The 26,080-nt window shown below is 70.7% G+C and carries 23 protein-coding genes; 11 read left to right on the forward strand and 12 right to left on the reverse strand.

Annotation, left to right across the window (positions count from 1 at the left end; genetic code table 11):
- Window positions 1-32 precede the first annotated feature (32 nt).
- The 5 genes from OHA68_RS09835 to OHA68_RS09855 all read right to left on the reverse strand — a co-directional run bounded on the left by OHA68_RS09835 (window position 33) and on the right by OHA68_RS09855 (window position 5,980).
- Window positions 33-1,820, reverse strand: coding sequence for an ABC transporter ATP-binding protein (locus OHA68_RS09835; RefSeq protein WP_327107332.1), 1,788 nt, complete (start codon window positions 1,818-1,820; stop codon window positions 33-35).
- 45 nt (window positions 1,821-1,865) lie between these two features.
- Window positions 1,866-2,906 carry an iron-siderophore ABC transporter substrate-binding protein gene (locus OHA68_RS09840; RefSeq protein ID WP_327107333.1) on the reverse strand — a complete coding sequence of 347 codons (1,041 nt, stop codon included), beginning with the start codon at window positions 2,904-2,906 and terminating at the stop codon, window positions 1,866-1,868.
- Window positions 2,907-3,020: 114 nt separating this feature from the next.
- A complete protein-coding gene (locus OHA68_RS09845; protein WP_225277870.1) occupies window positions 3,021-3,839 on the reverse strand; it encodes an ABC transporter ATP-binding protein in 819 nt (272 codons plus the stop codon).
- 30 nt (window positions 3,840-3,869) lie between these two features.
- A complete protein-coding gene (locus OHA68_RS09850) occupies window positions 3,870-4,928 on the reverse strand; it encodes a FecCD family ABC transporter permease (protein ID WP_327107334.1) in 1,059 nt (352 codons plus the stop codon).
- Entirely contained in the window at window positions 4,925-5,980 is a 1,056-nt protein-coding gene (locus tag OHA68_RS09855) for a FecCD family ABC transporter permease (protein WP_327107335.1), read from the reverse strand. Before OHA68_RS09855 ends, OHA68_RS09850 begins: the two co-directional genes overlap by 4 nt.
- A gap of 105 nt (window positions 5,981-6,085) precedes the next feature.
- On the opposite strand from OHA68_RS09855, the gene OHA68_RS09860 reads away from it, so the two are divergent.
- Complete coding sequence (locus tag OHA68_RS09860) at window positions 6,086-7,165, forward strand: alpha/beta hydrolase-fold protein (RefSeq protein WP_327107336.1); 1,080 nt, start codon at window positions 6,086-6,088, stop codon at window positions 7,163-7,165.
- A gap of 91 nt (window positions 7,166-7,256) precedes the next feature.
- On the opposite strand, the gene manD is transcribed toward OHA68_RS09860, so the two are convergent.
- The 4 genes from manD to OHA68_RS09880 all read right to left on the reverse strand — a co-directional run bounded on the left by manD (window position 7,257) and on the right by OHA68_RS09880 (window position 11,571).
- Complete coding sequence (gene manD / locus OHA68_RS09865) at window positions 7,257-8,486, reverse strand: D-mannonate dehydratase ManD (protein WP_327107337.1); 1,230 nt, start codon at window positions 8,484-8,486, stop codon at window positions 7,257-7,259.
- Window positions 8,487-8,508: 22 nt separating this feature from the next.
- Window positions 8,509-9,324, reverse strand: a complete 816-nt coding sequence (locus OHA68_RS09870) for a carbohydrate ABC transporter permease (protein ID WP_189142527.1) — start codon at window positions 9,322-9,324, stop codon at window positions 8,509-8,511.
- Window positions 9,321-10,259 carry a carbohydrate ABC transporter permease gene (locus tag OHA68_RS09875; RefSeq protein ID WP_225277871.1) on the reverse strand — a complete coding sequence of 313 codons (939 nt, stop codon included), beginning with the start codon at window positions 10,257-10,259 and terminating at the stop codon, window positions 9,321-9,323. Before OHA68_RS09875 ends, OHA68_RS09870 begins: the two co-directional genes overlap by 4 nt.
- Window positions 10,260-10,335: 76 nt before the next feature.
- Window positions 10,336-11,571, reverse strand: coding sequence for an ABC transporter substrate-binding protein (locus OHA68_RS09880; protein ID WP_327107338.1), 1,236 nt, complete (start codon window positions 11,569-11,571; stop codon window positions 10,336-10,338).
- Between the two features lie 184 nt (window positions 11,572-11,755).
- Between OHA68_RS09880 and OHA68_RS09885 the strand changes: the two genes are divergently transcribed.
- Window positions 11,756-12,511 carry a FadR/GntR family transcriptional regulator gene (locus OHA68_RS09885; protein ID WP_327107339.1) on the forward strand — a complete coding sequence of 252 codons (756 nt, stop codon included), beginning with the start codon at window positions 11,756-11,758 and terminating at the stop codon, window positions 12,509-12,511.
- Window positions 12,512-12,705: 194 nt separating this feature from the next.
- Window positions 12,706-14,586 (forward strand): APC family permease, encoded by a 1,881-nt coding sequence (locus tag OHA68_RS09890; protein WP_327107340.1) that lies wholly within the window; start codon window positions 12,706-12,708, stop codon window positions 14,584-14,586.
- Window positions 14,587-14,600: 14 nt separating this feature from the next.
- Here OHA68_RS09890 and OHA68_RS09895 read toward each other — a convergent pair whose 3' ends face one another.
- Window positions 14,601-15,413 (reverse strand): SGNH/GDSL hydrolase family protein, encoded by an 813-nt coding sequence (locus OHA68_RS09895; RefSeq protein ID WP_327107341.1) that lies wholly within the window; start codon window positions 15,411-15,413, stop codon window positions 14,601-14,603.
- Between the two features lie 111 nt (window positions 15,414-15,524).
- Between OHA68_RS09895 and OHA68_RS09900 the strand changes: the two genes are divergently transcribed.
- Genes OHA68_RS09900 through OHA68_RS09910 form a run of 3 tightly spaced genes read left to right on the forward strand, consistent with a single transcriptional unit; the run spans window position 15,525 to window position 18,078 of the window.
- Entirely contained in the window at window positions 15,525-16,199 is a 675-nt protein-coding gene (locus tag OHA68_RS09900; protein WP_327107342.1) for a response regulator transcription factor, read from the forward strand.
- Window positions 16,196-17,623 (forward strand): HAMP domain-containing sensor histidine kinase, encoded by a 1,428-nt coding sequence (locus OHA68_RS09905; protein WP_327107343.1) that lies wholly within the window; start codon window positions 16,196-16,198, stop codon window positions 17,621-17,623. The genes OHA68_RS09900 and OHA68_RS09905 overlap by 4 nt, the downstream gene beginning before the upstream one ends.
- On the forward strand, window positions 17,605-18,078 hold the full coding sequence (locus OHA68_RS09910) for a hypothetical protein (RefSeq protein ID WP_327107344.1): 474 nt from the start codon (window positions 17,605-17,607) through the stop codon (window positions 18,076-18,078). The genes OHA68_RS09905 and OHA68_RS09910 overlap by 19 nt, the downstream gene beginning before the upstream one ends.
- Here the strand turns inward: OHA68_RS09910 and OHA68_RS09915 are convergent, their stop codons facing one another.
- Both OHA68_RS09915 and OHA68_RS09920 read right to left on the reverse strand, forming a co-directional pair.
- Window positions 18,079-19,407 carry an acyltransferase family protein gene (locus tag OHA68_RS09915; RefSeq protein ID WP_327107345.1) on the reverse strand — a complete coding sequence of 443 codons (1,329 nt, stop codon included), beginning with the start codon at window positions 19,405-19,407 and terminating at the stop codon, window positions 18,079-18,081.
- Between the two features lie 64 nt (window positions 19,408-19,471).
- Window positions 19,472-21,163: an ABC transporter ATP-binding protein gene (locus OHA68_RS09920; protein WP_327107346.1), complete on the reverse strand. Its 1,692-nt coding sequence runs from the start codon at window positions 21,161-21,163 to the stop codon at window positions 19,472-19,474.
- Between the two features lie 386 nt (window positions 21,164-21,549).
- On the opposite strand from OHA68_RS09920, the gene OHA68_RS09925 reads away from it, so the two are divergent.
- From OHA68_RS09925 to OHA68_RS09945, 5 genes are all read left to right on the forward strand, one after another.
- Window positions 21,550-22,713 (forward strand): esterase-like activity of phytase family protein, encoded by a 1,164-nt coding sequence (locus tag OHA68_RS09925; protein WP_327107347.1) that lies wholly within the window; start codon window positions 21,550-21,552, stop codon window positions 22,711-22,713.
- A 240-nt stretch (window positions 22,714-22,953) separates the two neighbouring features.
- Entirely contained in the window at window positions 22,954-23,946 is a 993-nt protein-coding gene (locus tag OHA68_RS09930; RefSeq protein ID WP_327107348.1) for a polysaccharide deacetylase family protein, read from the forward strand.
- Window positions 23,947-24,019: 73 nt separating this feature from the next.
- Window positions 24,020-24,316 (forward strand): DUF3817 domain-containing protein, encoded by a 297-nt coding sequence (locus OHA68_RS09935; RefSeq protein ID WP_189142510.1) that lies wholly within the window; start codon window positions 24,020-24,022, stop codon window positions 24,314-24,316.
- A 240-nt stretch (window positions 24,317-24,556) separates the two neighbouring features.
- A complete protein-coding gene (locus OHA68_RS09940) occupies window positions 24,557-25,096 on the forward strand; it encodes a (2Fe-2S)-binding protein (protein ID WP_327107349.1) in 540 nt (179 codons plus the stop codon).
- Window positions 25,093-26,076: an FAD binding domain-containing protein gene (locus tag OHA68_RS09945; RefSeq protein WP_327107350.1), complete on the forward strand. Its 984-nt coding sequence runs from the start codon at window positions 25,093-25,095 to the stop codon at window positions 26,074-26,076. Before OHA68_RS09940 ends, OHA68_RS09945 begins: the two co-directional genes overlap by 4 nt.
- Window positions 26,077-26,080: the final 4 nt, after the last annotated feature.

Raw genomic sequence — 26,080 nt, forward strand, 5'->3', positions numbered from 1 at the left:
CAGCCGTCCCTTCCAAGAGATAAGTCGGTCTTCTAACTGCCTTCTCGCCAGGCACGCCACAGCCGCGCGTACCGGCCGCCCAGAGCCACCAGCTCCTGGTGCGTGCCCTGCTCCACCACGCGTCCCGCGTCCAGCACGGCGATCCGGTCCGCCGTCATCGCCTGGGTCAGCCGGTGCGCCACGAACAGCGTGGTCCGGCCCTGGCAGGCGGCCGACACGGCGCGATCCAGCTCGGCGGCGCCCTGGCTGCCCGCCTCCGCGGTCGACTCGTCCAGCACCACCACCGGCGCCCGGCCCAGCACCAGCCGGGCCAGCGCGATCTGCGCGACCTTGGTGCCGTCCAGGCGCTCACCGCCCTCGCCGACCACGGTCGCCGGCCCGTCGGGCAGCGCCGTGACCCACGCGTCGGCGCCGACCGTGCGCAGCGCGTCCATCAGCTCGGCGTCGGTCGCCGCCGGCGCGGCCAGCCGCAGGTCGTCGGCGAGCGGACCGGAGAAGACGTGCGTCTCCTGCGTCAGGATGCTCACCAGCGCCCGCGCCTCGGCCTCGTCCAGACCGGCCAGATCGGTCGATCCGATGCGCACCGACCCGGCCTGCGGGGTCCCGATGCCCGCGATCAGCGCCGCCAGCGTCGTCTTGCCCGCGCCCGTCGCCCCCACCAGCGCGAGCGACCCGCCCGCCGGGATCACCAGGTCCACGTCCAGCAGCACCGGCCGCTCGGACTCGGGATAGCTGAACGTCAGCCCCGCCACCGTCACCGGGTACGCCCCGGCGTCCGCCGGCGCGACGGCCACATCCCCCACCAGCCGTTCGCCGGGCGCCTCGCTCAGCACCCCGACCAGCCGGGTGATGCTGGCGCCCGACTTCTGCGCCTCGTCGAAGGTGAACATGATGGCGCCCAGCGGGGTGAACAGCCGGTGGAACAGCAGCGGGGCCACCGACGCCTCGCCCAGGGTGACCAGATCGGCCTCCAGCAGGGCGTACCCCATCACGATGATCATGACCAGGCCGATGAACTCGGCGCGGTTCTCCCTGCCGACGAACCGGCCGAAGAACCGGAACACCTCGACGCCCAGATCGCGCACCCGCCACGACTCGGTGCTGACCTTCTCCCGGAAGGCGCCCTCAAGGCGGTAGGCCCGGACGGTGTCGATCCCGTTCAGGCCGCTGATCAACGCCTGCGCGCGATCGGCCTGGGCCTCCCGCTGCCGCTGGTAGAGCGGCGCGGAGCGCGGGAGATACCAGCGCAGGGCCAGCGCGTACGCGGGCAGCGCGGCGGCGCCCGCCAGCCCGAGCCGCCAGTCCAGCCCGAACATGCCGGCCGTGGCGATGACGACCAGCACCCCGGCGGAGAACACCGTGGGGATGGCGGTCCTGATGCCCTTGGACACCACGGCCACGTCGTCACCGACCCGGGACAGCACGTCCCCCCGGCCGACCTGCTCGATCCGCGCGCTCGGCAGGCCGAGCACCGCCCGCACGGCCCCCTCCCGCAGCCGCGCGAGCAGGTCCGCGCCCAGCCGCCCGATCAGGTACGTCGAGGCCGCGGCGGCGGCCGCGCCGAGCAGCGCGGCGGCCACCAGCAGCACCCCGATCGTGACCAGGATCGACCGCGGTCCGCCCTCGACCACCCCGTCGACCACCTGGCCGAGCAGGATCACCGGCAGCACCTGGAGCGCCGCCCCCGCCACCGTGGTCAGCACGGTGGCGAGGGTGAGCCCTGGGACCTCGCGGCAGTGCGCGGCCACCCAGCGGGTGGCCTCACGTCCGGTCGCCGTGCGCAGGATGGTCGAGGCGACGCGGGTGTCCGCGGTGCTCACACCCGGACCACGGCAGGCCGGGAATGGGACACGTTCACCGGCGGCCTAGCCCGCCGACTTGACGAGCTCGTCGATCGCGTACGGCAGCGACAGCAGGGTGCCCTGCGACATGGCCGCGCCGATCGCCGGGCCCTCACTGTCCAGCAGGTAGGACACCTTGCCGTCCTTGACCGCGGGCAGGTTGGCGAACAGCTTGAACTTCTTCAGCGCGTCCTGGTCCGCCTGGTCGGCGATGACGAAGATGCGATCGACGTCGACCAGGTCCATGCGCTCGGGGGACAGCACGGTGTAGAAACTGCCGTCCGCGATGTCGTCGATCGCCGTCACGCCCTTGAAGCCGATGCCCGTCACCATGCGTCCGCGCACGTCGGTGGTGGTGAACGGGGCGACCGAGTTCTTGTACCAGGACACCGCGACGGCGCTCTGCTCCGCGAACTCCGGATGCGCCGCCTTGGCCGCGTCCAGTTTGTCCTGGATGCCCTTCACCATCGCCGCGCCCTCGTCGGCCTTGCCGAGCGCCTTGGCGATGTGCGCGGCGTTGTCCTGCCACGGCGCGCTGAACGGCTCCTTCTCGGTCTTGGTACGGCCCACCGTCGGGGCGATCTGGGAGAGCTTGTCGTAGGCGGCCTGGTCGATCTCGGAGTAGACCGCGATGATCAGGTCCGGCCGCAGGGCGGCGATCTTCTCGTAGTTGGGACCGGGGTCCCCGTTGTTCATGATGACCTCGGGGCGGGTGTCGCCCCACTTGTCCTTCACCCAGGGCCACTGGGTGTTGATGTCCGGGGTCTTGCCCGCCGGGTTCGGGTATTGGTCGACCATGCCGACGGGCTTGATGCCGAAGGCCAGGATGGCCTGGTCGTCGGTGTAGCCGACGGAGACGACCCGCTCGGGGGCCTTGGTGATCTCCGTGGAGCCGAACGCGTGCTCCACGGTGACCGGGAACGGGCCACCCGTGGTCGCAGCGGTGGTGGCCGCGGTGGTGGCGCCGGGCGTCTCCGGCGCGCCGGCCCCGCAGCCCGCGATGAGGCCGAGGCTGAGGGTAGCGACGGAGGCAGCCGCCCCTAACCGCCGCAAGGTCTTCGTCACTGTCGTTCGGTGGAGAAGCATCCGGGAATCCCTTGCTTTCGCGCTATCGCTGCAAACCCTCAATACAGGCAGGCAAACCGTAACACGCTGAGGTTAGGTAAGGCTAACCTTGCCTCAGAGCTGCACGTGGGTGCGGCCGATCGGCACGATGAGCGGCCGGTCGCTCACCGGATCGTCGATCACCCGGGCGCTCAGACCGAACGCCTCGTGCAGCAGCTCAGGGGTGATCACGTCACGGGGGTGCCCCTGCGCCAGGATCGCTCCCTCCCGCATCACGATCAGGTTGTCGCTGTAGCGCGTGGCCAGGTTGAGGTCGTGCAGGACCATGACCACGGTGCAGCCCGACTCGTGCAGGTCGTCCACCAGGTCGATCACGTCGATCGCGTGCGCCAGGTCCAGATAGGTGATCGGCTCGTCCAGTAACAGCAGGTCGGTGCCCTGGGCCAGGGTCATCGAGATCCAGACGCGCTGACGCTGCCCGCCGGACAGCGCGTCGACCGGGCGGCCGGCCAGGTCGGACACCCCGGTCATGGCCAGCGCGCGCGTCACCACGGCGGCGTCGTCCGACGACCACTGCCGCAGCCAGCTCTGGTGCGGATGGCGGCCCCTGGCCACCAGGTCGGCCACCGTCAGCCCTTCCGGCGCGATGGGGGCCTGCGGGAGCAGCCCGAGCTTCTTGGCCACGTCCCGGGTCTTGAGCTTGGCGATGTCCTCACCGTCCAGCACGACCGTGCCCTTGGACGGCTTGAGCAGCCGGGACAGCGCCCGGAGCAGGGTGGACTTGCCGCAGCCGTTGGGGCCGATGATCGTGGTGATCACCCCTGGCGGGATCACTACGTCGAGGTTGTCGATGACGGCCCGGCCGCCGTATCCGACGGTGACGCCCTCGGCCGCCAGCCGCGAGACCACCTGGGTGGCGTGTTCAGTGATCACAGGACCCACTTTAATTAGGCTAGCCTTGCTTTACATCCCCCTCCTGAGGTTAGCCCGTACCAACAGATAGACGAGGAAGGGGCCACCGATCGCGGCGGTGACCACGCCGACCGGGAGGCTGACCGGCAGCGCCGTCCGCGCCACCAGGTCCGCGCCGATCAACAGCAGCGCGCCCACCAGCCCGGAGGCCACCAGCGGCGGCGTCGGGTAGCGCGTCAGCCGCATCGCCACCTGCGGCGCCACCAGCGCCACGAACGGGACCGGGCCCGCCGCGCTCACCGCCACCCCGGCCAGCAGCACCGCGCACAGCAGCAGGACCGCCCGCACCATCGAGTAGCGGACGCCCAGTCCCGCCGCGACCTCGTCGCCGAAGTGCATCGGCTTGAGGTGGAACGCGATGTACGCCACGACCGCCATGAGGGCGAGCATGCACCACAGGGCCACCCAGATCTCGCTCCACGACCGGCTGTCCAGCGAGCCGACCAGCCACGCCTGCGCCCGGGCCACGTCCCGGATGTCGGCCGAGACCAGCAGCCAGGCCGTGATCGCCTCCATCACGGCGCTCACCGAGATGCCGATGAGGATGAGCCGCAGGCCGTCGATCCCGCGCCGCCAGGCCAGGAAATACACCAGGAGCCCCGTGCCGAGACCGCCCGCGAGCGCCGCCGCGGACAGGCCCACGGAGCTGACGATCGTCGCGGCGGCCCCGCCCGACACCGTCACCAGGAACACCGCGACCGCGCTCGCGCCCCCGGTGATCCCCAGGATGTCCGGGCTGGCCAGCGGGTTGCGCGCGATGGACTGCGTGATCGCGCCGGACACCCCCAGCGCGATCCCCACGATGAGCCCGGCCAGGGCACGCGGCATCCGCAGGTCCATGACCACGAACTCGTCGACCCGCTCCCCCCGGCCGAAGATCGTGGCGATCACCTGGGACAGGCCGAGGGGGAAGTCCCCGACGGCGATGGACCAGCAGAACATCACGAAGGCCGCGGCCGTCAGCAGCAGCGTGACGACCATCATCCAGGGCCGCCACACGAACGACGCACGGCCGAGCCGCACGCCTGGCGCCACCGTTCGCTCGTTCATGCGGCGTTGAACTTTCCGCGCCACACCAGCGCCGCGAAGAACGGGGCGCCGACGAGGGCGACGACGATACCCGCCGCCAGCTCGCCCGGCCGCACCACCACGCGCCCCACCATGTCACAGCCCAGCAGGATGACCGCGCCGAGCAGCCCCGCGTACGGCACCAGCCAGCGATAGTCCGGCCCGGTGAGATACCGGGCCACGTGGGCCACCATGAGCCCGAGGAACGCGATCGGGCCGCACGCCGCCGTGGTCGCGCCCGCCAGCAGGGTGATGGCGACGACCCCGACGGTCCTGGTCAGCGCGATGTTCACGCCCAGGCCACGGGCCACATCGTCACCCAGGTTGAGCAGGTTGACGGCGGGCAGGGTGGTCAGCGCCAGCAGCAACCCGACCACGATGAACGCCACCACCGGCCAGATGACGTCGAAGCCGACCCCGGCCACGGAGCCCGCGTTCCAGAACCGCAGCGCGTTCAGCGACGCCTGGTCCGTCAGCGCCACCGCCGTGGTCATCGCCGCCAGGAACACCGCGATCCCCTGCCCGGCCAGCGCGAGCGTCAGCGGACTGCCCGCCCCCCTGCCGATGCTGGCCAGCCCGAACACGACGACCCCAGCGACCGCCGCCCCCAGAAAGGCGAACCAGACGTACTGGTACGGATTGGCGAGCCCGAACACGAGGATCACCGACACCACGGCGAACGAGGCGCCGGCGTTCAGCCCCAGCAGCCCCGTGTCGGCGATCGGGTTGCGGGTGTAGCCCTGGATCAGCGCCCCGCCGATGCCCAGGGCGATGCCCGCGACGATGGCGAGCACGGTCCGGGGCACCCGCACGGTCTGCACGATGAGGGTGATCTCGGTGAGCCGCTGGTCGGCGCCCGGTGCCGTGAACAACCCGTGCCACACCTCGACGGGACTCAACGCGCGCGCGCCGACGGCCAGCGACACCGCCGCCGCCACCACGAGGAGCACGATCAGCGCGCCCAGGCCCGTGACCCGCCGTAAGCGGGTCTCCGTGACCCCGGGCGCGGGAGGATCTTCCACAGTCGTGCCCATGTCGTCGTACGTTATCTCTCTGCTTCACCCGCGTGGCAGGGCGCGGGCGGTCGCTCGCACTTAGGCAAAGCTATCCTTAGTCCCCCTGGCCGAGGGAGTGGGGACATGGAGAAGACCTTCGCCGCGTACGGGCTGCCCGGCGAGCCCGGCACCGACGCGTTCTGGGCGGCGGCGGGGCCGCCCGCGTCGGTGCCCGCGGGCTCCGGCTGGGTGACGTTGTTCCTGTGGCGCGGGTCCCCGGCGAGCGTCGACTTCGAGAGCTGGTCGGAGCCGGTGCCGCTGCGTCGGTGGGCGGACACGGACTGCTGGTACGCCGAGGTGGCCATGCCCGCGCGGCTGCGGGTGACCTACCGGTTCCGCACGGACGGCGGGTCGGCGTACGCCGACCCGCTCAACCCGGCCGGCGCGGGCGGTGACCGCTCGATCGCCGCGACCCCGGACTGCCCCGCCCAGCCGCACTGGCCCGACCTCGGCGCCGACGACGTCCTGCCCCTCCCGGCCACCCGCCTGCGCTGGGCCGGGCGGCTCGGCCGGCGTACCGTGCGGGTGCACCCGGCGGGCGGCGGCGGGCCGGTCGTCCTGCTGCTCGACGGCGACGACTGGCTCTACCTGCATCCGGCCATGACCGCGTTCGACTCGGCCGTCGCACAGGGCGACCTGCCTCCCGTCACGCTCGTCTTCCTGCCCGCCCAGGACAGGGAGGCGGAGTTCGGGTGCCGGGCCGAGCTGTGGGAGGCGATCCGGGACGAGTTGCTGCCGCTGGTGGCCGGGAGCGGCGTGCCCGCCGACCCGGACCGGCTGGTGGTGGCCGGGCAGAGCCTCGGCGGGCTGAGCGCCATGTACGCGGCGCTGGAGTTACCGGGCCTCGTCTCCGGCATCGCCTGCCAGTCGGGGTCGTTCTGGTGGACGCCCGACGCCGCGCACCGGGCGGACCCCATGGGCGGCCCGGTCGGCGGCGTCATCGCCGCGCGCCTGCACGAGCGCCCCGACCTGTCCGGGCTGCGGGTCGCCTTCGACGTGGGCGAACACGAGACGCGGATGCTGCCGCACTGTGCGCTGGTCGAGACCCTGACCGAGCGGGCCGGCGCGACCGTGCGGGTCTCCCGCTCGGCCGCCGACCATGACCGGGCAAGCTGGCGACACGCCCTGCTCCGGGACGTCGCCTGGGTGCTCACCCGGACATAACGCTCGCCCACGACCGCTCGCACGTCCGCTCGCACGAGCGGCGCCTCACCGGCCGCTCACGCGGGCGGCCTTACCACTCGCGCGGCCGGCCTCACCAGTCGTGGACGGTGCCGTCCTTGAGGCGGTTGAACGGCAGGTACGCGGGCTGGTACGGGAACCGCGCCGCCGCCTCCTCGTCGAGCTCCACCCCGAGCCCCGGCCGCTCACCCGGGTGCAGGTAGCCGTCCTCGAAGCTGAACGACTGCTGGAACACCTCGTCGGTCGCCGGGCCGTGCTGCATGTACTCCTGGATGCCGAAGTTGTGGATCGCCAGGTCCAGGTGCAGCGCGGCGGCCATCCCGACCGGCGAGATGTCCGTAGGCCCGTGGATGCCGGACTTGATCTGGTATTGAGCGGCGTAGTCGAGCAGCTTCCGCATGGCCGTGATCCCCCCGGTGTGGGTGACCGCGGACCGGACGTAGTCGATGAGCTGCTCGCGGATCAAGGTCTGGTAGTCCCACACGGTGTTGAAGACCTCGCCGATGGCCAGCGGCGTGGTGGTGTGCTGACGGACCAGCCGCAGCGCCTCCTGGTTCTCCGCCGGCGTGCAGTCCTCCAGCCAGAACAGGTCGTACGGCTCCAGCGCCTTGCCCAGCTTGGCCGCCTGGATCGGGGTCATCCGATGGTGCCCGTCGTGCAGCAGCGGCAGCTCGGGCCCGAACTCGTTGCGCACCGCCTCGAAGACGCCGGGCAGGTGACGCAGGTAGGCGCGGGTGTCCCAGTCCTCTTCGGCGGGCAGCGCGGTGCGCTGGGCCGGCTCGTAGTCGTACCGTTTGCCGTCGACGCCGGGCTGCGCGGCCACGCCGTACACGGCGTTGATGCCCGGCACGGAGGTCTGCACCCGGATCGACCGGTATCCCAGCGCCAGGTGCTTGCGGATCGAGTCGAACAGCTCCGGCAGGTCCCGGCCCGAGGCGTGCCCGTACGCCATGATCCCGCTGCGGGAGGCGCCGCCGAGCAGCTGGTAGAGCGGCAGTCCGGCGGCCTTGGCCTTGATGTCCCACAGCGCCACGTCCACGGCCGCGATGGCGGCCATGGTGACGGGCCCGCGCCGCCAGTAGGCCGAGCGGTAGAGGAACTGCCAGGTGTCCTCGATGCGGTGCGCGTCCCGCCCGATCAGCAGGGGGACCACGTGGTCGGCCAGGTAGGACGCGACCGACAGCTCCCGCCCGTTGAGGGTGGCGTCCCCCAGCCCGGTGATCCCCTCCTCCGTCGTGATCTTGAGGGTGACGAAGTTACGGTCGGGGCTGGTGACGATGACGTCCGCCGCGATGATCTGCACGCAGGTGCCTTTCTTACGGTTCTCAGCCCTTGGTCGCGCCGGCGGTGAGACCGGAGACCACGTACTTCTGCACGAACAGGGCGATCAGCATGATCGGTACGGTGACCACGGTGGCCGCCGCCATCAGGCCGCCCCAGTCGATGCTGGCGTAGCCGACGAAGTCGAAGATCGCCACGGGCAGGGTCTTGGTGTCGGCGTCGGAGAGCACCAGGGCGAACATGAAGTTGTTCCAGGAGAAGATGACCGACAGGATGCCCGCGGTGGCGATGCCCGGCACGGACAGCGGCAGCATGATGCGGCGGAACGCGCCGAGGTGGGTCATCCCGTCGACCAGCGCCGCCTCCTCCAGCTCCGCCGGCACGCTGTCGAAGTAGCCCATCATGATGTAGACCACCAGCGGCAGCGAGACGAACATGTGGCTGAGGATCAGCACCCCGGAGCCGCCGACCATCTTCAGGTTGGCGAAGACGTAATACCACGGCACCAGCAGCGAGACGCCGGGAATGACCCGGGCCATCAGCACCACCAGCGCGGACTTCTTCATGTTGAACCGGCTCATCGAGTAAGCCGCCGGCACGCCGAGGATCAGCGACGCCACGGTGGCGGCGAACGCCACCCACAGGCTGTTGACGATGAACTGGACGTAGTTCGCCTGCTGGAGCACCTTGAAGTAGTTGTCCGCGGTGGGCGAGAAGACCAGCGCCTTGCTCGTGTCGTAGATGTCGACGTTGGTCTTGAACGACGCGCTGATCATCCAGATCAGGGGCGCGAGCAGCGAGAGCACCACGAAGGTGAGCGCCGCGACGCGGAACACCTGGTACGCGCGACGGGGCTTCATCGCTTTGCCTCCTTGCGCCGGGCGGTCAGGGCCCACATCGACCCGATGATGATCAGGAAGAAGAGGATGAGGACGGTGGAGGAGACGCCGTACTCGTTGTAGTCGAAGCTGAGGCCGTAGGCGTACACGTTGAGGGTCTCGACCTCGTGGAACGAGCCGCCGCCGCGCCCCTTGGTGGCGTACAGGATGTCGAAGGTCTTCAGGGCGTCGATGCCGCGCAGCAGGACGGCCACGATCACCGTGGGCATCAGCAGCGGCAGGGTGACGTGCCGGAAGCGCTGCCAGGTGCTGGCGCCGTCGATCCGCGCCGCCTCCTGTGGCTCGTCCGACAGCGAGGTGAGCCCGGCGAGCAGGATCAGCACCACCATCGGCGTCCACTGCCACACGTCGATGAAGATCGTGGTCGGCAGGGCGGTGTACTGGCCGGACAGCCACGGCTGCGGCGCGATGCCGACCCAGCCGAGGGCCTGGTTGGCCAGGCCGATGTTCGGGTCGAAGATGAGCCGCCACATCATGCCGACCGCGACCGGGGTGGCGACGAGCGGCATCAGGATGGCGACCCGGACCCACTTCTGCCCTTTGAACGGCCGCCAGAGCAGCAGCGCGATCGCCATCCCGAGGACCACTTCGAACAGCAGCGCGACGATGGTGAACGCGGCGGTCCGCCCGACGGCGGGCCAGAACCGGTCGAAGTCCGACAGGACGTCGAGGTAGTTCTGGATGCCCACGAACTCGCTGTCCGCGCGGACGGATCCTTCGGTGTCGGTCAGGCTCAGGTAGCCGGTCCAGACGAGGGGGATCACGATGAGCGCGGCGACGAAGATCATCGCCGGCGCGGCGAGCAGCCATTTGCGGTGGTCGTTGGCCCAGCGCACCCAGCCGGGTGTCGCAAGGGAGGCGTCGCGCGGCGCCTTGGTGGGGGTGATCGTTGCCATGACGTTCTCCAGGGGTGGGCGAGCCTGCGGGGGTACGCGGGTGGTGGGCTCCCGCCGCGCCACCCGCGTGCGCCGCCTACTTGGCCTCGTCGTCCAGGAACTTCTGGAAAGCGGTGTTGGCCGTGTCGGCGGAGGCCGCGGCGTCCTTGCCGGTGATCGCGTCCACGATCGGCTGGCCGACGATCTCGCGGGACTCGGGAACCTTCACCACGACCGGCCGGTCATGCCCCACGCCGCCCTGGGTGCTGGCCTCGATAGCCGCCACCATGTCCTTCGGGAAGGTCGAGGTGCCCTCCGGGTTGGCCCAGACGGAGCTGCGGGCGCCCGGCACGCCGGACTTCTGCTGGGCGAGCGTCTGGTCCTTGCCGGTGGCCCACTCGATGAACTTCCAGGCGTTGGCCTTGTTCTCCGAGTTGTCGTTGATCCCCAGCGCCCATGACGGGATGCTGTACGGCTTCGACCCGGCGGGGCCCGCCGGGAACGGCGCGAAGCCGACCTGGTCGGAGACCTTGGACTTGGCGGGGTCGGTGGCGTTCTTGTAGAGCGAGTTGGCCTCGGTGTAGAAGGCGGCCTGGCCCTGGGTGAAGATGGCCATCGCCTCGGGCCAGCCCATGTCGGTGCTGACGTTCGCCGGGCCGGTGTCCTTGATCAGCCCGCCGTAGTAGGCGTACGCCTGCTTGGCCGCGTCGCTGTTGACCGTGGCCTTGCCGGCGCTGTCGACGAAGTCGCCGCCGAAGCTGTAGAGGAAGCTGGAGAACTGGGTGACCGCGGCCGACTTGCCGGTGCGGGCGACGAAGCCGGCGACGCCCGGCTCGGCTTCCTTGATCTTGGTGGCGGCGGCCTTCAGCTCGTCGAGGGTCTTCGGCGGGCCGCTCAGGCCGGCCTTCTCGAGCAGGTCCTTGCGGTAGTAGAGGACCTCCTGCTCGGTGATGATCGGGACACCGACGGGCTTGCCCTCGTACGTGGTGGCCTCCGCCGGGCCGGACTGGAAGTCACTGAAGTCCCAGTCCTTGTTGGCCGCCACCTGGTCGGTCAGGTCCGTCAGGTACTTGTTCTTGGCGAAGAGCTTCCCCTCCTGCAAGGGGCGGTACATCATCACGTCGATGTCGGACGAGCCGGCGTTGAGCTTGACGTTGTACTGGTCGGAGAGCTGGTCCTCGCCGAGCTGGGTGATCTCGACCTTGAGCCCGGTCTCCTTCTCGAACGCGGGCAGGGCCTGCTTGACGTTCTCCGTCCACACGTGGTTGGCCAGGGTGACCCGGACCGTATTGGACTCGCCACCGCTGTCACCGCCACAGGCGGACAGGCTCATGGCGACTGCCACCGCCAGAGACGCACCGATTATCGATTGACGTCGCACGTCATCTCTCCTCTATGTCATGGCCGCCGCCCCCCGGAAGAGCGCCACGCTCTCTTAACATCTGCTTAATGTGTGGATGCTAGAGCAAAAAAGCGGACTTGTTCAAGGTAGAGGTCACACTGATATGCTCTTTACCGTGAGTCAGTCCTCCCCAGGGGCCGCGCCCTCCCAGCACGCCCCTGTCGAGACTGGGCTGCACGCGCGGGTTCTCGACCACCTCGGCACCGCCATCTGCAGCGGCGAGCTGGCCGCTGCCGCCGTCCTGAGCATCGACGACCTGGTCGACCGCTATCAGGTCTCCCGCTCGGTGATCCGCGAGGTGCTGCGGGTGCTCGCCTCCATGGGGCTCATCGAGACCCGGCGCCGGGTCGGGATCATGATCCAGCCCGCCGAGGTGTGGAGTGTCTTCGATCCGCAGGTGATCCGCTGGCGGCTCGCCTCGGACGGGCGGATGGCGCAGATGCGCTCGATCACCGAGCTGCGGACCGCGATCGAGCCGCACGCCGCCTGGCTGGCCGCCGAGCGGATCAGCGACGACGAGGCGAGCGAGCTGGTCGGGATAGCGGCCAAGATGTGGGCCGCCGGGAAGGTCGGCGACGAGGCGCGCTTCCTCACCCTGGACATCGAGTTTCACCGGCGGATGCTGGCCGCCTCCGGCAACGAGATGTTCGCCAAGCTGCACGTGATCGTCGCCGAGGTGCTGGCCGGCCGGCACCACTACCACCTGATGCCGCACTACCCGGACGAGCAGGCATTACAGCTGCACACCGACGTGGCCCAGGCGATCCAGCGGCGGGACGGCGAGCGGGCCCGCAAGGCCATGGTGGGGATCATGGAACAGGGGTTCGCCGAGATCAAGTCGATGTGGGAGCAGACCACCGAGCCGAGCTGAGCCCGGCTTCGGCCGGGTCGTCAGTAGCGGTTGCGCTCGGCGTCCCGGGCGAGCGTCGGCAGGCTCGCGCGGTCCGGCCCGGGGGAGCCACGCGTCCCACCGCGTTAATGATGGGCAAAGCTGAGAAGCTTCGCGTTTGTCCCTCCGGCCCACCGGCAAGCTCTTCCGCATGACGCACGGATCGGATCAGACCTTTGCGGAGGGGTGATCCGGACCCTCTCCGGGCGGACCGCGCGGTCGCCACCACGGGCGGCCCCCTGTCCGGCCGGCGGGCGCCGAAGATCCAGCTGCGGCACGGCGAGGGCGACAAGCACCACCTGACCAGCCTGCAAGGACTGGTCGCGCTGTCCCTCGACGCGCTCAGCTCCGTCGCCTACGGGCCCGAGGCGATCGCCCTCGTCCTGGTCGCCGCCGGGAGCGCCGCCGTCGGCCACACCCTGCCGATCACGCTCGCGATCGCCGCGCTGCTCATCCTGCTGGTGATCTCCTACCGCCAGGTGATCGCCGCCTATCCGGACGGCGGCGGCTCCTACGCCGTGGCCCAGCAGAGCCTCGGCCCGGGGATCAGCCTCCTGGCCGCCGCCGCGCTCATCGTGGACTACGTGCTCACCGTGGCGGTCAGCCTCGCCGCGGGCGCGGCGAGCCTGGCCTCCGCCTTTCCCGCCCTCGGCCCGCACCTGCTCGGCACCTGCCTGGTGGGACTGGCCGTGCTCACCGCGCTCAATCTGTACGGCATCGCCGACAGCGCGCGGGTGCTGGCGCTGCCGACCCTGCTGTTCATCGTGAGCATCGTCGGCATCGTCGTCGTCGGGCTGGCCCGGGGCCATCCGGCGGCCGTGGTCGGGACGGCCATGCCGCTGCCCGGCTACGAGGCGCTCAGCGTCCTGCTGATCCTCAAGGCGTTCTCCTCCGGCTGCTCGGCGCTGACCGGGGTGGAGGCCATCGCCAACGGCGTGCCGATGTTCCGCGAGCCGAGGGTCCGCCGGGCCCAGCGGACCGAGCTGATGCTGGGCGTGCTGCTGGGGTCGATGCTGGTGGGGATAGCCCTGCTCATCCGGCGCGACGACGTGATCCCCCGAGGGGACGTCACCATCCTCGCCCAGCTCACCGCGGGCGCCTACGGCACGGGCTGGCTCTATTACGCGGTCAACATCATCGTCACCTTCGCGCTCGGGCTGGCCGCGAACACCAGCTTCGGCGGCCTGCCGGTCCTGATGGCCCTGCTGGCCAAGGACCACCGGCTGCCGCACCTGTTCGCGCTGCGCTCCGAACGGCCCGTCCACCGCTACGGCGTCGTCGCGGTGGCCGTCCTGGCCGCCATGCTCCTCATCGCGGTCGACGCGCAGACCCACCGGCTGATCCCGCTGTTCGCCATCGGGGTGTTCACCGGGTTCACCATCGCCCAGACCGGGCTCGTCCGGCACTGGGCGCGCCTGCGCCCGCCGGGATGGGCCGGCAAGGCGCTGCTGAACGGCGTCGGCGCGGTGGCCACCACCGTGGCCACGCTGGTGCTGCTCACCACGAAGTTCACCGAGGGCGCGTGGGTGATCCTCGTCGCGATCCCCCTGCTGATCCTGCTGTTCCGCTGGGTGGAGGGTTACTACGCCAAGGTCGGCGGCGCGCTCGGGCTGGGGCGGCGCCAGCCCACGCCGCGCAGCCCCGATCCGGCCGCGCGGCTGGTCATCGTGCCGCTCAGCCCGGCCACCGCGATCAGCGCCCTGTCCGAACGGGCGATCAGCGCGGCGCTGGCCATCGGCGGGGAGGTCGTCGCCGTGATCGTGTCCGACGCCCCCGACGAGCTCGCCGGCCTGCGCGCCGAGTGGGAGCGGTGGACGCCGGAGGTCCGGCTGAAGGTGCTGGACGGTCCCAGCCACACGGTGGTCCGCCCGATCGTCGAGTTCGTCCGGCGCCAGGAGGCGGACGGCAGGTGGATCGCCGCGGTCATCCCCGGCATCCAGCCGCCCCATCCCCGCTACCGGCTCCTGCACACGCAGCGGGACCTGCTCCTGGCCGCCGCCCTCCGCGACCACACGGACGCGGTGGTGTGCTTCCTGCCGTTCCGGATTCCGGGCTGAGCGGTCACCAGGGATCAGCAGCCTTTGAAGTGCTTGTCGTCGGCCCAGCCGGTGTTGGCCCAGACTTTCGGGTCGGCGGGGGTGAAGCCGGGGAACCGCTCGGCCAGCTCGTCGAGCAGCCAGACGGTGAAGCGGGCGGCGCCCTGCGGGCAGGAGTGGATGCCGTCGGTGCTGCGGTCGGGCTTGCCGTCCCTGTTCCGCTGGTAGGCGCTGCCCCACACCGCACCGGCGTCGAGCACGGTGGCCTGCCCCGAGGAGGCCTTCGCCACGGCGCGGGCGGCGGCGGGGGCTCGCTCCAGTTCGGCCATGTGCGGCCGGTAGAAGTCGTCGGGCTTGATCGGCGGCATGGTGACGAAGACCAGCTTCGCGCCGGCGCCGGTGACCGTGCTCAGCAGCTTGCGGTAGGCGGCCTGCTGCTCCTTGCCGCTGCCCCAGTCGAAGGTGGTGATCTGGTAGATGACCACGGAGGGCTCGGCGGCGGCGATCTCCTTGGGCAGCTTCTGCCAGTTCTTGTCGGAGAACGGTCCGACGACGTTCCCGCCGCCCTCGGAGGCCAGCGACTGGAAGCGGACGTCACCGGCGGCGAAGGCCTCGGTCAGCGGCACCGCCTCGCCCACGGCGATCGAGTCGCCGATGAACAGCACCTTGGACAGCCCCTGGCCGCCCGACGCGGCCGTCGCGGCGGACTCGGCGCCGGCGGTCGCGGCGGGCTGAGCGGCGCACGCGCCGGTCAGCAGAAGCAGCCCGAGCAGGCCGGGTACGAGACTCGACGCCTTGATCCTTGCGGTCTTGGTCCCTGAGGTCTTGGTCCCTGAGGTCTTGGTCATGGCCTCAACCGTGCCGCCGGCATGTCCCAGGATCTCCGCCGCCGTGTCCCAGGTGTGTCGCAACGACCATCACCCCCGGTCAGGCCGCCCCAGGTTCTCCATACTGGACATGTGGTGGCAATTCTGCTCATCGAAGACGATCCGCTGGTACGACGTGGGCTCCAGCTCGCGTTACGCAGGCACGGTCATGACGTCCGCACGGCCGAGACCGGCGAGGACGGCCTGCGGGAGCTGCAGGCGTCCCTGCCGGACCTGGTGGTGCTCGACCTGATGCTGCCCGGCATGGACGGATACGAGGTGTGCCGCCGGGTCCGGTCGATCGGCGAGATTCCGGTGATCATGCTGACCGCGCGCGGTGACGAATTCGACGTCGTGGGCGGCCTGGAAGCGGGCGCCGACGACTACGTCATCAAACCGGCGCAGCCCGCGGTGCTCGACGCGCGGATCCGCGCGGTCCTGCGCCGCAGTCCCGGCCCGCCCGACGGGGTACGACTCCATCGCGACCTGCGCATCGACACCGTGGCGCTGACGGTGTCACGCCAGGGCGAGCCGGTGACGCTGACCCCCACCGAGCTGCGGCTGCTGCTGACCCTGTCCCGCACCCCCGAGCGGGTGTTCAGCCGGCAGCAGCTGCTGGAGGAGGTGTGGGAGCACGACTACCTCGGGGACTCCCGGCTGGTCGACAACTGTGTGCAGCGGCTGCGGGCGAAGATCGAGACCAACCCGGCGGCTCCGGAGTATGTGCAGACGGTGCGCGGGTTCGGTTATCGGTTCGGGCCATTGTGACCTGGCGGCTGTGGCCGCGCGGGCTTCGCCCCCGGCTGCTGGTCGCGTTCGTGCTGGTGACCCTGCTCGGCGCGGCAGCGGCGGCCTGGTCGAGCGCCGGGTCGGCGAGCACCGCGCTGGTCACCGTGACTCAGGAAGGGCTCACCGACACCCTCTCCGACCAGATCAGCGCGATCACTCCCCAGCTCACCTACCCGCCGGACCAGGCGGCACTCGATCGGCTGCGCGCTGCCGTCGGGCCGGACACGGCGGTGACCTATCGCGATCTCCGGTCCGCGAAGGGGGCCGCCACCGGCTTGGTCACCGACGCGCTGCGCGCCGCCGTACGGACCGAGAACCGGCTCGTCGTGCAGCGGATCACCGCCGATCACCGGCCGTGGCTGCTCATCGGCACGCCCGTCACGATCACCGCGCTGAACGGCGAGCGCACCCCGTCCGGCATCGAGGTGTACGCGGTGCGCGACCTCACCGGCGTACAGCGGCAGATCGACGACCTCACCCGATCCGCGGTCGGCACGGCCGCGCTGGCGCTGCCGCTGGCGGTGCTGCTGGCCGTGCTGGCCGCGGGCAGTGTGCTGCGCCCGGTCCGCAGGCTCCGCGACACCGCGCGCCGGCTGGCCGCCGGCGACCTGGACGCGAGGTCGCCGCCCCGGGGTGCGGACGAGCTGGCCGACCTGACCGTCACGATCAACCAGATGGCCGAATCGGTGCAGTCGTCGATGGCCACGCAGGAGCGCCTGCGGGCCGATGCCAGAAGGTTCGCCGCCGATGCCTCGCACGAACTGCGCACCCCGTTGAGCACGCTGACCGCGGTGGTGGAGGTGCTGGGCACCATGACCGACGGCATGGAGGCGGACGCGCGGGAGTCCGCGGACCTGGCGATCACCGAGATCCACCGGATGGTCCGGCTCGTGGAGGACCTGCTGGAGGTGTCCCGCTTCGACGCCGGCACCGTCCGCCTGGTCGCGGAGGAGGTCGACCTGGCCGCCGCCGTGTGGAACTGCCTGCGGGCGCGGGGCTGGACGGAGCAGGTCGACCTGGTGGTCCAGCAGGAGATCTGGCTGCGGCTGGACCGGCGCAGACTCGACGTCATCGTGGCCAACCTGGTCGGCAACGCCCTGCGACACGGCGACCCCCCGGTGCGCGTGCACGTCTCGGCCGACCGGGACCAGGTGTGGATCGTGGTGACCGACCACGGGCCCGGCCTGGCCGAGACCGCGCTGCCCCAGGTGTTCGACCGCTTCTACAAGCACGACGCGGCCCGGACCCGGACCCCTGGCAGCGGACTCGGGCTGGCGATCGCGCTGGAGAACGCCCGCCTGCACGGCGGCGACCTCACCGCCGGCAACGCTCCCGGCGCCGGAGCGCGCTTCGTCCTGCGACTGCCACGAACCCTGGAGGACGGATGCGGCGAATCTGGTTGACGGCGCTGGCCGTGATGGTGGCGGGCTGCGGCATCCAGCCCTCGGAGGTCATCGACGCGGGTCAGGCCCCCACGGGCGTGGCGTCCGGGGCGACGCTGTACTTCGTCGACGCGGACGACCGGCTGCGGCCGCAGCTCCGGCGGACCGATCACCTGGGCACGATCGCCGAGGCGCTGGCCTGGCTGCTGACCGGCCCCGGGGAGGATCTGCGCACCCAGATCACCACGACGGAAGGCGTGACCAGGGTCTTCGTGGAGACCACGCCCGACCTGATAGACCTGCGGCTGCCGTTGGCGGCCTACGAGGTGACCCCGCTGGGCATCGACCAGATCGTGTGCACGGCGTTGGGCGTGTGGGTGCAGAGCGGCGGTTCGCGGACCACCAAGGTGCGGCTGGGCTTCACCTTGGCCACGCCGGAGTCGGCCAAGCTGCGGACCTGCCCGCTGATCGAATGATCAGCCCAGCCGGGTGACGTCGATGGTCACCGATGCCGGCCCGGGCACGGCGAGCCACAGCACGGCCAGCCCGGCCATGACCGCGACGAACGCCACCAGCCCGCCCCGCCCCCTGGCCCACCGGGCACGGAACCGGATCGGGTCCTCGACCAGCCACTTCGACAGCGTGGCCAGGCCGATCGACGCGGCGTACACCGCCAGCGAACGCGCCCACCCGTCGAGGCCCGTCCGCTCGGGGGAGAGCAGGACGAGGATCGGCCAGTGCCACAGGTACACGCTGTAGGAGATCAGGCCGAGCCGGCGCAGCGGCTGCCAGGCGAGGGCTCTGGCGACCACCGTGTGCGGCGCCTGCACGCACAGGCCGACCAGCAGCGCGCCGGCCAGCGAGTGCAGGAAGAGCCCACCGGTGAACAACCACGCCGAGTCCACCCCGTCCACGAGCGCCCACGCCACCCCCATCCCGACCACGACCAACCCCGCCGCCCCACCCGCCCGCCCGCCGACCGCGACCGACGCCGGCCCGCCACCTGCCCGCTCGCCGACCGTACGGGCCAGTGCGTCGCGGAGCGGTCGGGTGGCGAACGTACGGGCCAGTGCGTCGCGGAGCGGTCGGGTGGCGAACGTACGGGCCAGTGCGTCGCGGAGCGGCCGGGTGGCGATCGCGGCGCCCAGCAGCAGTGAGAACGCCCGCGTGTCGGTGCCGGTGTAGACGCGGGTCGGGTCCGCCGGGTCGGCCAGCGTGACCATGAGGATCAGCGAGACGGCCGAGACCAGGATCGCGACCAGCGCCACCCGGCCCGCCACCCGCCGCCCCCACCGGGCGACGACCAGCACCAGCACCGGCCACACCAGGTAGAACTGCTCCTCGACGGCGATGCTCCACAGGTGCCCGAACACCCGGTCCGCACCGAACCGGTCCCAGTAGCCGGCCGACTCGGCGAGCAGGTGCCAGTTGATCAGGTTGACCTGCACCCACGGGCCGTCCGACAGCGTCGTACGCACCAGGTCCGGCGGCCCCACCAGCCGGACCAGCAGCGTGACGACCACCAGCATGATCACCAACGCTGGGAGCAGCCGGCGGATCCGCCGGCCCCAGAAGGCGACCAGCGACACGGCGCCGGTCGCGGCGATCTCCCGCAGCAGCAGATCGGTGATCAGGTAGCCGGACAGGGCGAAGAACAGGTCCACCCCGAGGAACCCGCCGGACAGGTGGCCGGTGTGGAACAGCAGGACGCCGAGGATCGCCACCCCGCGCAGCCCGTCCAACGCGGCCAGGTGCACCCTGGGCCCGGCACCGCGTGCCACGCCGCTCCGCTCGACAACGTTCATGCCCCGACGATCACGGCCCCGTGTCCGAGTCGCGTCCGAGCGAGGTCGCAGGTTCGTCCCGAAGTCAGTGCTGGAGCACGTCCGAGGTGTCGTCATCGTCGACCAGGAAGCCACCCGACTGGTGCCGCCAGAGCCGGGCGTAGGGGCCGTCGGCCTGCATCAGGTCGCTGTGCGTGCCCTGCTCCACGATGCGTCCCCGGTTGAGCACGACCAGCCGGTCCATGCGGACGACGGTGCTCAGCCGGTGCGCGACCACCAGCGCGGTACGGTCCCGCATCAGCTGCCACAGGGCTTCCTGGACCAGGATCTCGCTCTCGGAGTCCAGCGCGCTGGTCGCCTCGTCCAGCAGCAGGATCGGCGCGTCGCGGATGATGGCCCGCGCGAGGGCGAGGCGTTGCCGCTGGCCGCCGGAGAGCTTGATGCCACGCTCGCCGACCAGGGTGTCGAATCCGTGCGGCAGCGATTCGACGAACTCCGTGACATGCGCCGCCCGCGCGGCCCGGAGGATCTCGGCCTCGGTGGCGCCCGGCCGGGCGAAGGCGATGTTGTCCCGCACCGACCGGTGGAACATGGCCGGTTCCTGGGGGACATAGGCGACGAGACTCCGCAGGTCGGCTTGGCGCATGCGGGTGATGTCCTGGCCGCCGATCAGGATCCGGCCGCCGTCGATGTCCATCAGGCGCAGCAACAGCCGGGTGAGCGTGGTCTTGCCGCCGCCGGACTGGCCGACCAGCCCGATCTTGGTGCCGCTGGGGATGTCCAGGTCCAGGTCCTCGAACAGTGCCGCGCCCTGGTCGTGCGCGAATCTCACCCGCTCGAAGCGGATGCCCGCGTCGGCGGGGCGCAGCGGCTGCGGCTCGGCCGGATCCACCACGGTGGGCGGCACGAGGAGCAGTTCGGTGAACTGGGCGGCCTCGGTGAGCACGGTCTCGATGCGCCGGTACACCTGGTTGAACTCGAACATGATGTTGATCGCGTTGGCGTAGTAGGTGAACGTCACCACGATGGCCTCCACGCCCAGACCGCCACGCAGCCCCACCGCGAGGAGGAGGCCCACGGTGCTGGTGAGGACCGAGAACGGGGCCACGACGGTGTCCACCCGGAGGTTGCCGTAGTCCCAGGAACGCAGCGACAGCCTGCGCTGCTCGGCGACCCTGGTCCGATGCTCGGCGGCCTCGCGATCCTCGGCGGCGAAGGCGCGGACCGTCTCCATGTTGGTCAGCACGTCGGCGACGTGGCCCGACACCAGCACCTTGGCGGCCTCACGCTTGTCGACCAGCGCTTGGCGACGGCGAACGAGCGGCGCGATGAGGAGTCCGGTGAGCATGATGAGGCCCACGAGCACGACGACCAGCAGCGGGTGGTACTGCCACAGCACCACCGAAGCGAAGATCAGCGGCACCACCTTGGCCATGATCGAGAAGGTGAGCGTGTCGACGAAGTCCTCGAACCTGGAGGAGAACCCCAGCACCCGTTTGGTCAGCGAACCGGCGAAGTTGTCATGGAAGAACGCGGCGTCCTTCGTCAGCAACGCGTCCATGCCCACCACGCCGAGCCGTTCGATGCCCCGTGCGTCCGTACGGTTGAGGAAGTGCAGTCCCACCCGCCACAGCACCTCGCCGAGCAGCAGCAGCGCGCCGAAGCCGAGCACGTAGGGCAGGAGCGCGGCCATGGGGGCGTCCCCGCCCTCGGCCAGTCGCCCCACCAGCCCGGCCACCATCAGCGGCGCCAGATAGAACAGGGAGATGTTCCCCATCGCCGGCAGTATCATCGCGGGCGCCGCGACCCATCGCTGGCGAAGCAACTCGCCACAGTAGTAGCGCAGCGCCAGGATAACGGCCGACTTTCGGACGGATGAACCGTCGTCGGCTTCCTTTTGTCGTGCGTGCATAGCCTGTCCGCCCTCCCGAATGCCGACATCGCCGCTGCCATGTTGCCGCAGCGGGGCAGGGAGAAGCGAACGATTTTCCGGGCACCTGCGCGGGCGTCCGTGCGGGCGTCCGCTGGGCGTGGAGCACTTAGAACGGGTATATCAGGAAATTCTCCGGCCCATTAAAAGCGCCACTTCCATTCAGCGTGACAATCGCACGAATACGCGATCTCATATTCCCGGCAAGCCATTCAGGGGAACAGGAGATTCGTATGCACATTCCGCGAAAATTTGGCAGAATCGCCGTCGCTTTCGTCACCGTGGTCGGAATCGGCGGAATAGGCGGAAGTGCGGCCGCCGCGGATCCGGGGGTGCCCGGTCTGCGCATCACCCGGTTCCTCGGCGAGCAACGACTCCCGCACAAGACGCAGGTCGACGGAACCACCCTCGGCGGCCTGTCCGGCATCGACCGGGACCCGCGCACCGGCACCTGGTACTTCATCTCCGATGACCGCTGGCGCTACCAGCCCGCCCGCTTCTACACCGGACGCCTCGACTTCAACCGATCCGGCGCGTTCACCGGCGTCCGCGTCGAGGGGGTCACCACGCTCCGGCGCGCCGACGGCACCCCCTACCCCGCGTACGGGAAGCCCGAGTCGGCCGACCCCGAGAGCATCCGGTACGACCCCTGGAGCCGCAGGCTCCTGTGGGCGCACGAGGGCGACCGCCCCGACGACAGGAATCCCGACATCCCGGTCTCCGACCTGTTCGTCCGCTGGACCACCACGAACGGGCGTCACCTCGGCGAGTTGCCGATCCCCCGCAACCTCCGGCTGACCGACACCGCCAAGGGACCGCGCCGCAACTTCGGCTTCGAGGGCGTCACCCTCACCCGGCGATCCATCACCGCCGTCGTCGAAGGCCCCCGCTTCGAGGACGGCCAACCGCCCACGGTCGACCGTGGCGCCCCCGCCCGCATCACCGTCTGGTCCCGCGACGGCCGGGTCCGCGGCCAGTACGCGTACCCGATCGATCCCCTGCCCGCCGCCCCCGTCCCGCCGACCGGCCACACCGACACCGGGGTCTCGGAGATCCTGGCCATCGACGACTCCCGCTACCTCGCCCTGGAACGTTCCTGGATCGAGGGCGTGAACTACCGGGTCAAGCTGTACGAGATCGACCTGCGATCGGCCACGAACGTGCTGAACAGGGAAAGCCTGTCGTCCGGCCGGCCGTACCAGGCGGTCAGGAAGCGGCTCGTACTCGACCTGAGCGAACGGCACACCCCCACGCAGAACCTGGAGAGCCTCGCCTGGGGCCCCCGGCTCCGCACCGGTGAATGCACGCTCGTCATCGGCTCCGACGACAACTTCGACGACCGCGAAGTGACCCAGTTCCTCGCCTACGCCGTACGCGGGTGCCCCGACTCGCGATGACGGCGACACCTCGTGCCACCGCCGGCCGGTGGCACGAGGTGGTCAGTAGCCCGCGGGGCATAGCACCGTACCGGTCTGAAAGTTTCTTGGACTCGAAATATTTCGGACGGCATAGCACCACTTCAAAGGCAGGTGAGCTGCTGCGGATGTCGAAATATTTCTGGGCTTCGTTGACGGGTTTCGGGGTGGTCCGCACAATGACCGCAGGCGAAGTCACCCCTCAACGATCAAGGGATCAGCATGATCGATCGGAACCGCACTTCCGCACTCACCGCCGCCCTCCTGGCCGCGATCCTCGCCGTCTGCCTGGCCGCCACCTCGGCCGTGGCCATGAGCCGCTCCCAGGCCGCCGACTGCGGCGCCGGCTATGTCGGGCTGACGTTCGACGACGGGCCCAACGGCGGCAACACCGCCAACCTGCTCAACGCGCTGACCTCGAACGGCCTGCGGGCCACGATGTTCAACACCGGCCAGAACGCCCAGAACAACCAGTCCCTCGTCCGGGCACAGCGCGACGCGGGCATGTGGATCGGGAACCACAGCTGGTCCCACCCGCACCTCACCCAGCTCAGCAGCGCCCAGATGTCGTCGGAGCTGCAGCGCACCCAGCAGACCATCCAGCAGGCCACAGGCACCGCGCCACGACTGTTCCGGCCGCCGTACGGCGAGACCAACGCGACCTTGAGGTCCGTGGAGCAGCAGCTCGGCCTCACGGAGGTCCTCTGGGACGTCGACTCGCAGGACTGGAACGGCGCCGGCACCGCCCAGATCGTCCAGGCGGCCGGCCGCCTGCAGAACGGCCAGGTCATCCTCATGCACGACCAGTACGCCACGACGCTGAACGCCATCCCGCAGATCGCCGCGAACCTGCGTAGCCGTAACCTGTGCGCCGGGATGATCTCCCCGGCCACCGGCAGGGCCGTCGCTCCCGACGGCGGCGCCGACCCCACCGACCCGCCCGGCGGCGGCACCTGCACCGCCACCATCTCCCAGGGCCAGCAGTGGAGCGACCGTTTCAACCTGTCGGTCACCGTGTCGGGGACGAACGCCTGGATCGTCACCGTCACCCTGACCTCGCCGCAGCAGGTCATCGCCACCTGGAACGGCACCCCGTCCTGGCCCAGCGCCACGGTGATGACGATGCGCCCGAACGGCAACGGCAACACCTTCGGCCTCACCATCAAGCACAACGGCACCTGGACCTGGCCATCGGTCTCCTGCCGGACGAGCTGACCTCCGGCCCTCATCCGGGACCTTCCTCTACAGCCTGTAGAGTTTGCCCGATATTCGGGTGAAAGGGTGGAGCATGCTGCGCTGGTTTCGGGTCGTGGCGGTGGCCGAGGCGTGCTCGTGGGCAGGGCTGCTGGTCGGGATGTTCTTCAAGTACATCACCGAGACCAGCGAACTCGGGGTGAAGATCTTCGGGCCGCTCCACGGAGCCCTGTTCGTGCTGTACGGGCTGGGCGTGGTGCTCGCCGCGCGGGAGGCGGGCTGGAGCCGCGGCACGGTGGTGCTGGGCCTGGCGTGCGCGGTGCCGCCGTTCACCTCGCTCTGGTTCGAGCGGCGGATGGCGGCGCGCACGACGGCCGCCCAGCTCGCCTGAGACCGGTCCGGGCGCCCGTGACGCGAGCACCCGGACCGCCTGAGCCCGGTCCGGGCGCCCGGACCGGCGGAGTCGGCGTACTGAAGAGGCGTACGTCCTGACCCGAGCAGGATCGGGCAAGAGTCCGCGAGTTTTGGGCTCACTCTCTCCTTTGTCGGACTGCTTACATGGCTTGTCAAAGCCCCCCTGCCGTCCGGCCGTACACACGCGGGTCCGTCGCGTGGTGAGAAAGGCGAGACATTGACCGATGACACCCATGCCGAGATCGCGCTCCGCGTCAACGACGTGACGCACCGGCTGCTGGTCGACAACCGCACGACGCTGCTCGACGCGTTGCGGGAGGGGATCGGCCACACCGGCTCGAAGAAGGGGTGCGACCGTGGGCAGTGCGGGGCCTGCACCGTGCTGTGCGACGGCAGGCGGGTGGTGTCCTGCCTGACCCTGGCGGTCGCCGCCGAGGGCGCGGAGATCACCACCATCGAGGGCCTCGCCGGTGACGATGAGCTGCGGCCGATCCAGCGGGAGTTCGTCCGGCTCGATGGCTTCCAGTGCGGTTACTGCACGTCCGGGCAGCTCTGCTCGGCCGTCGGGATGCTGGCCGAGCACGCGGCGGGCTGGCCGAGCGCCGTCACCGCCGACGTCTCCCCCGACGCCCCGGCGCCGGAGCTGGACGCGGCGGAGGTGCGCGAGCGGATGAGCGGCAACCTGTGCCGCTGCGGCGCGTACCCGTCGATCGTGCGCGCGGTCCTGTCGGCCGCTCGCGAGGAGGTGGCGAAGTGAAGGAGTTCGCCTATCGGCGCGCGACAGCGGTACGGGACGCGCTCGCCCTGGTGGCCGCGGGCGACGGCGCCCGTTATCTCGGCGGCGGCACGAACCTCGTCGACCTGATGAAGACCGGGGTGGAGGCGCCCGCACGGCTGGTGGACGTACGGTTCCTGCCGCTCGACGGGGTGCGTGAGGCGGCGGACGGCGGGCTGGTCATCGGCGCGACGACGACCAACAGCGACGCGGCGGCCCATCCGGAGGTGCGCCGGCGTTATCCGGCGTTGAGTGAGGCGATCCTGGCGGGCGCGTCGGGCCAGCTGCGCAACATGGCCACGGTGGGCGGCAACCTGCTGCAACGGACCCGGTGCGGCTACTTCGCCGACCCGTCGCAGGCGTGCAACAAGCGAGTTCCCGGCAGCGGGTGCGCCGCCATCGCCGGGGAGCACCACAACCACGCCGTCCTCGGCTGGTCGCGGCACTGCGCGGCCACCCACGCCTCGGACATGGCGGTGGCGATGGCCGCGTTCGACGCGGTCGTGCACTACGAGACGCTCGACGGCCCCGGCGAGCTGCCGCTGTCGGAGTTCTACCCGCCGGTCGGCGACACGCCGGACCGGGAGACGGCGCTGCCGCCCGGGGCGCTGATCACCGCGATCGCCCTCCCCGGGTCCGCGGTCTCCCCGCGCTCGCGGTACCGGAAGGTTCGCGAGCGGGCGTCGTACGCCTTCGCCACCGTGTCCATCGCGGCCGACCTGGACGTACACACCGGATCGGCGCGGATCGCGCTCGGCGGGGTCGCGTCGCGGCCGTGGCGCGCCCGGCGCGCCGAGGCCGTCCTGCGGGAGGGGCCCGCCACCGCCGACCGGTTCCGGGCCGCCGCCGACGCGGAGCTGTCGGCGGCCGAGCCACTGCCCGGCAACGGCTACAAGGTGACGCTGGCGCGCAACCTGATCGTGGCCGTCCTGACCGAACTCGCCGATCGGGACCAGGCGTGATCCG

The sequence above is a fragment of the Nonomuraea glycinis genome (assembly GCF_035920485.1).
In the GTDB taxonomy this organism is placed as follows: domain Bacteria; phylum Actinomycetota; class Actinomycetes; order Streptosporangiales; family Streptosporangiaceae; genus Nonomuraea; species Nonomuraea glycinis.